The following is a 5,003-nucleotide window of genomic DNA, read 5'->3' on the forward strand; positions in this document are numbered from 1 at the left end:
TAGATCTGTTGTAGGTATGCGTTTTGGATGTGTTGAAGAAAAGCAACAGTCACTAAGCAAACGCCAAGACTAGCTAAACGTCCACATGTCAAAACAGGTTCTCATGATGAGGGAGAGTGGATGAAGAAAAATGCTGCAATTCTTTATCAGTACGAGAAGGATTTGAAGAAATACGACCCGTCGTCGTTAAGTTTAACAATGCCAGATTTACGTAGAGCCGTAGAATGCTCAAAATACTGTAAGCAGAATTGGCAGAAGAGAAAAGCTAGAATTGGCGATGAGAGAAGGCAAAATACAAAATATCCGTTCCAAATCTGAGCAAAACAAGATATACTTTCTCTGAAAACGACCTAGAATTAATACAAAATTTTAATTTGAAAAGGCACACCATGAACAAAACAGAACTCATCAGTAAAGTTGCAGCGAAATCAGGTTTGAGCAAGAAGACGCGAGAAGTCGATTAACGCTTTCATAGAATCTGTGACAGAATCTTTGAAATCCGGCAATGACGTACAACTCATTGGCTTTGGTAGTTTTCAGGTTAAGCAACGAGCAGCTAGGGAAGGACGAAACCCAAAAACAGGCGAACCACTTAAAATTGCTGCTGCAAATGTACCGAGTTTTAAAGCAGGTCAAAATCTCAAAGATGCGGTGAAGTAATTCATGACCTATGACGCAAGTTCAATTCATATTCTGCGTGAAGATGAAATCAAACAGTTTGATTGGCATTGGGCAGAGGAATTAGCCCATGAGCACACTTTGCCGCTGGATTGGGTCAAGCGAGGTTTTGAAGCCTCAAGACGATTAGGCATTGAACCCGATTTTTTCGTCAGAAAATATATCCTCAATCAAGACCTACCCAAAAATGACGAATTCGAGCAAGTCTTCATTGAAGTGCTAAAGGAAGACAGAAAGAAGAGTCAGAATACCCTCTAAAACGTCCTGTAATCAATTATGAGAGATTTTCTCGATAAAAACGTAAATTCGTACGTCTAAAAATTTATCGTTGCCCACAATGCGTTATAGCAACTTTGAGTTTCAGGTTTCAGAAATAGAAAAAGCCAACTGCGAAAGTTGGCTAATTCAACATAAAGTAATCAATCTGCCATGAAGGATTTACTTTTTTTCAATGCTATATCGTAATTATTGGTTGAAGTTGTTGAATAATCATTGTTTTATTGTTGTTTGGTAAATTGGCCTGATTAGCAAGAAAACATAAACTAGCTCTTTTATTGCTGTGACTCTATATCATCTCCTAAAAGCCGAGATAATATATCAACGAGCCTAGGTGATGCCTTATCAAGAGCAAAGCCGGCCAGCAAAGCTCGTTTGCATTCTTTGTTGATTTTATCAGATTTGTTCAAGTGTTTTATTAGCCATGCTTCTGATTGATCAGTTTCAGAAAGTGATAAAGTAAATCTACGGACATTTTATTTTTCACCTTAATTTCTCCCCATTAATAAAGTCCGTTAACAAGATCTAGCTGTGGGGTTTCTGACATATAAAAACGCTCTGGTATAATTTTTGTATGGTCTTTTAAAGCATCAGAAATTATAGGAGCGCCACCACCTATCACAAGAACATATGAATAACCACTAAAAGACTCACTGACTCGATAACTCGATCAGATAATCGTTTTATATTTTGATTAATAGCTGATACAACGGTATTTATTTTACTTGGATCGTTTGTATTTTTTTTGAGCCATTCTTTATTGTGGCGATTAATGATGAACTGATCAGCAATGTAATTTGAAGCACAAGTGTTTGCTGTTTCTAATATACGTTTAATTTCACGTGTAATTATTGAAACACCAATATCAGAATCACCAGCTAAATTAACAACCCCTGACATATTTCCGCTAATTTGAGCAATGTCTAACGTAGTCCCACCTATATCGACAATTAACATTGATTGTGTTTCTGGAATATCAATCAATTTATCAAATCCGGCAGGTATTGATTCAGGTTTAACAGATATTTCTTTAAAAGAAAACATTGGAAAATTTTTATTGTTTGATACGATTTTTCTTAAGTTTTTTTTCTTCCTCTCTATATTATCAAAATTTATCTGATTATCTTCGTCATAATATTCTGCCAATGGCAAAGTAACAGTAATATCAACTTCTTGAGGAATAATGCTAGTTTGCAATAGAGCATGATGAATGGCGACAGTATTTATCAGGCTATATTGCCACTCGCTGTTATTGGTTGTTATATTTCGAATATCCAATTTATCAAAAGAATATTTTTCACCTTCAATTAAAAAATTAACGATATCATCGTTACCAATGTCAGCGACCCAGCCACGCTTAAAACTGGTTGGAACAATAGCTACTTTTTTTTCATCATTTTCTAGCCAAATTAATTTTATATTCGTTGAGCCATCATCGATAAAAACTTTCATGTTTTCCTCATCTTTTTTGCATCAAATAATTGTCATTTTAGATGAAAAAATACATTCAGCAATATAATTTATGAATTTTAGCATCATTTTTGCTGCTAAATAGTCATTAAAATTTGAATTTTATATTACTTTATGAGTTTTTGATGCTTTTTTTCTTGTTATTATCATCAAAATCCAATAAGTCACTCCAGCCATCAGAATAGAATTCAACGAGGGGATGCCGAAGTTGAAGAATACGCCGACAAGTGTGCCAGCAATACAAGCAAAAATAGCAGACCAGCCAATTAAAGGAGTATCTGAATCAGAAGGTAATATCCGTTTTTCTCTAGTTTCGTCTAGAATTTTCCTGCTCGTTTTCAAAATGTAGTAATCAACCAGCATGACACCAGTTATTGGTGGGAAAATAATGCCAAGTATGGAAAGGAAATCTACAAAGTGGTTTAAGATGCCCATCATCGATAGCGCAGTGCCCCGTGATGAAATCAAGACCGGCATGAAGTATTATGGCCGGCACACTTCCTACGCCACTTTCTATGGTTGGCTGGATGGGGAGCCGAAAGGCTCGCCGTTCACTTTGTCCGGTAGTACTAACCCCATTCAGTCTGCCACCCGATCTCAATTCCAAATCTGGCGCCTAGATTTTGTTTCTCTTGTTTGGATGAGGGAATGCTGATGTACGAGTACGTTTTAGATATTACAAATAAAAATAACCGGATTTTTATAATGAAAAACCCCGAGAAAATGGGCTTTTGCAAACAGATTTCATAGGCCAGTTGGCCAACACTAGGGAACTACAATAATAACTATATTTGTTTTTTTATTTTTCTGATTTCCAGACACGAGTTGGAAATCAAGTAAACACCCAAAGGGAATATGTAGCAACAACGGAGCATATTCCCTTTTTTATAAACAATAAGAATTGTTCTGATATTTCTAGTTCTTTTCGCTCGAAAACAAGGGGAATTTATCATGATTCAAGCTAACAAATACAGAACAACCTTTCGGCGGTTACAAGCAGGTATGTCCGTTTTTCACAACGACGAAATCTTGAAAATCGTGAAATTGAAAAAGCAAGAATTCACCGAAAAAGGGCTGATTTACCACTTTGATGTTGAAGGTGGAAATGGAAGTTTGATAGGCGAAAGCAGAGCAAAAATATACGCAACAAAAAATTGCTAAATTATCGCTGAAAAATTCAATCATCCAACCTTAAAAAATACGATTATTTTTTAATCGTAACTTATTGATTTTGATCAGTTTATTTTTTATTTAAGTTATTGAATTTGATCAACTATTTGACAAATTTAATTTTAGACTTACAATTGTAAAATCTATTTTTAGCTGTCTTTTGCACAGCATTTGCTCTTTATACAATTTGGGGTTTTCCTCTCTGCGAGTCGCAGAGGACAGAATGCCGTTTTTGTGTGTTCTGTTTTGGTGTTTTTTATTCAATAACACGGTTATCCACATTCATTCGATTTGTGGAAATCGTATTTAACTCTTCGTTTTTACGGGGGTTGTTATCATCTGAAATTCAGAAACATCAAAATATAGCGCTCAGGAGGGAAAATGCCCAAGAAATTATTTTTAAAGAAAGTAAGAGTAATGCAAAAATCAGGCGAGAAATCAGGAAAATTGAATTTCTTGCCAAGAAAGACGCTGAACGTGAATTTAATCAAGAACTCAAAAAAGCGTTTTGGCGACACGAAAATCCACGCCAGCAATTACAGAATTTTCAACGACAGATTGTGGTTTATGCCAATCTGTTTATGAATTACCGCAAAAACAACAAAAACAAAAAATCATCGAACAAAGAGCGCGCATTGACGCCTATTTTTATAATTAAAAATTATTTTTCTTCAAATCTACTTTAACCCCCCAGGGAAATCACACGTTTTTTCATATGATGATTTTCTCATTTTTATATGAAATCGTTCTCAAAAATTCAATAACGGGAGTGATTGAGTGAAAAGTGCCGCTACATTACGATTGATAGGTAATCCACATGCGTATTATCCAAATTTAGCCAAACCGCTTGGTGGATTAACCGCAGCAATTCTTTTTTCCCAAATATTTTACTGGCAGGACAAAGCTAATTCTGAATTAGGAGTTTACAAAACTCGAGATGATCTTGAAGAAGAAACCGGATTGACACATGACGAACAACGAACAGCAATAAAAAAATTAGTCGCAATTGGAGTTTTACTCGTTACAGAAAAACGGCTTGAACATAAAACATATTACAAAATTGATGAAGGTAAGCTTAATGAAATTCTGGATAATTTCGCCAACTCAAAAAAGGGAGTTTCGCGAGATGGAGAAAATGGAGCTCCCGAAGTAGACATTGTCGAGTTCGGGGAATCGACATTATCGAGTTCGTTTGATCAAGAGATTACTACAAAGATTACAGAAATATATAAACCATCCCTAACCCTTCCTTCTCAAAATTTTGACTTGAAGCTAATTTTGGCGGATTCGCTGCGTGGTGAATTTCAGGAGTTTGTCGACAAGTCTGCCGATGAGCTACATCGAGCCGTTGAGCAAAAAATTATCGGACTGGTTCGAGTGCAACAGGGAGTTTCGAGTACAGGAACGGG

At 35.8% G+C, this 5,003-nt stretch carries 5 protein-coding genes and 3 pseudogenes; 6 read left to right on the plus strand and 2 right to left on the minus strand.

Annotated features, from left to right (window positions below):
* Nucleotides 1–120: 120 nt before the first annotated feature.
* The 3 genes and pseudogenes from AYJ55_RS21010 to AYJ55_RS21020 all read left to right on the plus strand — a co-directional run bounded on the left by AYJ55_RS21010 (nt 121) and on the right by AYJ55_RS21020 (nt 936).
* The gene (locus AYJ55_RS21010; RefSeq protein WP_063657794.1) at nt 121–318 is read left to right on the plus strand and encodes a hypothetical protein; all 198 of its coding nucleotides are present in this window, start codon (nt 121–123) and stop codon (nt 316–318) included.
* Nucleotides 319–389: 71 nt separating this feature from the next.
* Nucleotides 390–660 (plus strand): annotated as a pseudogene (locus AYJ55_RS21015) (HU family DNA-binding protein).
* 3 nt (nt 661–663) lie between these two features.
* Complete coding sequence (locus tag AYJ55_RS21020) at nt 664–936, plus strand: hypothetical protein (protein WP_063657614.1); 273 nt, start codon at nt 664–666, stop codon at nt 934–936.
* A 520-nt stretch (nt 937–1,456) separates the two neighbouring features.
* Here AYJ55_RS21020 and parM read toward each other — a convergent pair.
* Together parM and AYJ55_RS21030 are read right to left on the minus strand one after the other, a co-directional pair.
* Nucleotides 1,457–2,406 (minus strand): annotated as a pseudogene (gene parM / locus AYJ55_RS21025) (plasmid segregation protein ParM domain-containing protein).
* A gap of 120 nt (nt 2,407–2,526) precedes the next feature.
* The gene (locus AYJ55_RS21030) at nt 2,527–2,901 is read right to left on the minus strand and encodes a cytosine permease (protein ID WP_162505787.1); all 375 of its coding nucleotides are present in this window, start codon (nt 2,899–2,901) and stop codon (nt 2,527–2,529) included.
* Nucleotides 2,902–3,375: 474 nt separating this feature from the next.
* Between AYJ55_RS21030 and AYJ55_RS21040 the strand changes: the two genes are divergently transcribed.
* The 3 genes and pseudogenes from AYJ55_RS21040 to AYJ55_RS21050 form a co-directional block, all read left to right on the plus strand.
* Complete coding sequence (locus tag AYJ55_RS21040) at nt 3,376–3,585, plus strand: hypothetical protein (protein WP_063657619.1); 210 nt, start codon at nt 3,376–3,378, stop codon at nt 3,583–3,585.
* A gap of 302 nt (nt 3,586–3,887) precedes the next feature.
* Nucleotides 3,888–4,280 (plus strand): hypothetical protein, encoded by a 393-nt coding sequence (locus AYJ55_RS21045; protein WP_162505788.1) that lies wholly within the window; start codon nt 3,888–3,890, stop codon nt 4,278–4,280.
* A 115-nt stretch (nt 4,281–4,395) separates the two neighbouring features.
* Nucleotides 4,396–5,003 (plus strand): annotated as a pseudogene (locus AYJ55_RS21050) (hypothetical protein); the annotation flags it as partial.

This window comes from Candidatus Arsenophonus triatominarum (assembly GCF_001640365.1).
Taxonomy (GTDB): domain Bacteria; phylum Pseudomonadota; class Gammaproteobacteria; order Enterobacterales; family Enterobacteriaceae; genus Arsenophonus; species Arsenophonus triatominarum.

Bases quoted from the DNA above. Each gene is read 5' to 3' on its own strand.
- AYJ55_RS21010 (WP_063657794.1), top strand. From the start codon at position 121: ATGAAGAAAAATGCTGCAATTCTTTATCAGTACGAGAAGGATTTGAAG.
- AYJ55_RS21020 (WP_063657614.1), top strand. From the start codon at position 664: ATGACCTATGACGCAAGTTCAATTCATATTCTGCGTGAAGATGAAATC.
- AYJ55_RS21030 (WP_162505787.1), bottom strand. From the start codon at position 2,901: ATGCCGGTCTTGATTTCATCACGGGGCACTGCGCTATCGATGATGGGC.
- AYJ55_RS21040 (WP_063657619.1), top strand. From the start codon at position 3,376: ATGATTCAAGCTAACAAATACAGAACAACCTTTCGGCGGTTACAAGCA.